This is a genomic window from Streptococcus sp. HMSC070B10 (genome assembly GCF_001808665.1).
Taxonomy (GTDB): Bacteria; Bacillota; Bacilli; order Lactobacillales; family Streptococcaceae; genus Streptococcus.
This window is the reverse complement of sequence record NZ_KV794152.1, coordinates 472,787-475,897: the sequence shown is the minus strand read 5'-3', so window position 1 is coordinate 475,897 and position 3,111 is coordinate 472,787. Positions and strand designations below refer to the sequence as shown.

The window sequence follows — 3,111 nt, the reverse complement described above, 5'->3', positions numbered from 1 at the left end:
AAAAAAACATTCAAGCTGAATTAGATGAAAATTTGCGCTTGGAATCCATGCTTTCCTATGAAAAAGAACTTTATAAGCAAGGATTGATCTTAATTGCTGGTGTTGATGAGGTCGGCCGTGGTCCTCTTGCTGGGCCAGTAGTCGCTGCAGCCGTCATCTTACCTAAAAATTGTAAGATTAGAGGTCTCAACGACAGCAAGAAAATTCCTAAAAAGAAACACCTGGAGATTTTCCAAGCCGTTCAGAATCAAGCTTTGTCAATCGGTATTGGTATCATGGATAATAGAGTCATCGACCAAGTCAATATCTATGAAGCAACCAAACTGGCCATGCAGGAAGCAATCTCTCAGCTCAGGCCTCAACCAGAACACCTTTTGATAGATGCCATGAAGTTGGAGTTGCCAATTTCACAAACCTCCATCATCAAGGGTGATGCAAATTCCCTTTCAATTGCAGCGGCTTCTATAGTAGCCAAGGTGACACGTGATGAATTGATGAAGGAATACGATCAGCAGTTCCCTGGCTATGACTTTACTGCTAATGCAGGATATGGAACAGCTAAACACCTAGAAGGACTTGAAAAACTAGGAGTTACCCCAATTCACCGAACCAGCTTTGAACCCGTTAAATCACTGGTTTTAGGAGAAAAAGAAAGTTAAGTTAGAAGGAATGATTATGGAGGAACAGTCAGAAACACTCAGCTCCAAGAAAGAATTTGCCTTTGCCTCAAGTACTATATTATCCCAAGTTGGACGAGGAATCATCGTCGGTCTTGTCGTTGGAATTATCGTTGGATCCTTTCGTTTCTTAATCGAAAAAGGCTTCCACCTGATACAAGGACTTTATCAAGATCAAGCGCACCTAGTGCGCAATCTTTTTATCATTGGTCTATTTTATTTAATAGTTTGTTGGCTCAGTGCGAAATTAACACGGTCAGAAAAAGATATCAAAGGCTCAGGAATTCCTCAAGTTGAAGCCGAATTAAAGGGATTGATGACCCTCAACTGGTGGGGCGTACTTTGGAAAAAATACATTTTAGGAATTCTTGCTATTGCAAGTGGACTTATGCTGGGGCGTGAAGGACCAAGCATTCAACTTGGAGCAGTTGGTGGTAAGGGTATTGCCAAGTGGCTCAAATCCAGTCCAGTAGAGGAACGCTCCTTGATTGCTAGTGGAGCTGCCGCTGGTCTAGCTGCAGCCTTTAATGCACCGATTGCAGGACTTCTCTTTGTGGTAGAAGAAGTTTATCACCATTTTTCACGCTTTTTCTGGGTATCTACTCTCGCAGCTAGTCTCGTAGCAAACTTTGTCTCACTACTCATATTTGGCTTAACACCCGTACTGGACATGCCAGACAACATCCCACTCATGACCCTAGACCAGTATTGGATTTACCTCCTTATGGGGATTTTTCTTGGACTATCTGGTTTTATCTATGAGAAAGCTGTGCTCAATGTTGGTAGAGTTTATGACTGGCTTGGTCAAAAAATCCGTTTGGATAGAGCTTATTATCCAATTCTTGCCTTCATTCTCATCATACCAGTCGGAATCTTCTTACCCCAAATCCTTGGTGGTGGAAATCAGCTGGTTCTTTCCCTGACTAAGCAAGATTTTAGTTTTCAAGTTCTATTAGCGTACTTTTTGATTCGCTTTGTTTGGAGCATGATTAGTTATGGAAGTGGCCTTCCAGGAGGAATTTTCCTACCAATTTTAGCGCTTGGTTCCTTACTTGGAGCCCTAGTTGGTGTTATTTGTGTCAATCTTGGGCTTGTCAGTCAAGAGCAGTTTCCTATATTTGTCATTCTAGGAATGAGTGGTTATTTTGGAGCAATATCCAAGGCTCCCTTAACTGCTATGATTCTGGTAACCGAAATGGTAGGAGATATTCGAAACCTCATGCCACTTGGATTAGTCACCTTGGTTGCTTACATCATCATGGATCTACTCAAGGGTGCACCAGTCTATGAGGCTATGTTGGAAAAAATGCTGCCAGAAGAAGCGACAGATGAAGGAGAAGTCACTCTCATTGAAATCCCTGTTTCAGATAAAATAGCAGGAAAACAAGTTCACGAACTCAACTTACCACATAACGTACTCATCACCACCCAAGTCCATAATGGCAAGAGCCAAACAGTTAACGGCTCAACCAGAATGTATCTCGGAGATATGATTCACCTAGTTATTCCAAAAAGTGAAATTGGGAAAGTCAAAGATTTGTTATTGTAGAAGTTTTTACATAATTTATGTTATGTAAAAACGAATTTCTTAATTAAATACACTAGAAAACCGATTCTCAGCAATGAGGTCGGTTTTTTCTTGTTAGAAATATTATAATATATTATAAAAAATGATTAAATTATTCTAGGTTATAGTATAATGAGAAAAGGAGGAAAGCTTAAATGAGTAATACTGGCATCAAAAAAAGTCATAAATGGCTTCTAATCGTTGTGTCACTCGCAATCATCACAGCAGGAGGTGTTTTTATGTTTTCTATGTTAGGGAAATCCCAAGAAGAGCGTCGAAATAGAGAATATGAAGTTAGTTTGGTGAATGCTTTAAAGAATTCATATGAAGGGATTGAGGAGATAACAATTACGAACCCCTCGTACAGCTCAATTCCTTCAGAGGCTTGGGGGGCTGATGTGAAACTAAAATTTTTTGATGGAACATCTAAGGAACATGTTTTAGCTTTTGATATAAACTCGAATAAAATTAGGATCGGTGTATATAATAACGAAGATGAAGAATTTCAACATTTTCTAAATTCTAGACGAGGTTCTACTAAGTCAAAAGTTAAAGTTAAATATTCGAATGGTTCAGAAGGGGACCTATGATGAATAAATACATGTATACAGATAAACAACTTAATAAATTGAATCAAGGTCCGAATGTTTACAGTGTTAATACTTAGTTCGTACAACGTAAAGAAAATCGAACAAATATTGTTACTACTAAATCAGATAACGAGTTAAAAAAAAGGTGAAATCAACGCCATAACCACCTCAGATGGTCAAGAATTCCATGTTGTTGCGACTAAGTCTGACCCTAAAACGGGATTTGATGGACTAGCAGTCGCACCTATGGTCAACGGCAAACCGGATTATAAAAGTA

At 39.2% G+C, this 3,111-nt stretch carries 3 protein-coding genes; all 3 read left to right on the top strand.

All coding sequences use genetic code 11. The features are described from left to right. Positions 1-659 (top strand): ribonuclease HII (locus HMPREF2613_RS03945; protein WP_070479129.1); only part of this gene is annotated, 659 nt, incomplete at its 5' end. Positions 660-675: 16 nt separating this feature from the next. Beyond that, complete coding sequence (locus HMPREF2613_RS03940) at positions 676-2,226, top strand: ClC family H(+)/Cl(-) exchange transporter (RefSeq protein ID WP_070479127.1); 1,551 nt, start codon at positions 676-678, stop codon at positions 2,224-2,226. 173 nt (positions 2,227-2,399) lie between these two features. After that, complete coding sequence (locus tag HMPREF2613_RS03935; RefSeq protein WP_083279204.1) at positions 2,400-2,834, top strand: hypothetical protein; 435 nt, start codon at positions 2,400-2,402, stop codon at positions 2,832-2,834. Positions 2,835-3,111 lie beyond the last annotated feature (277 nt).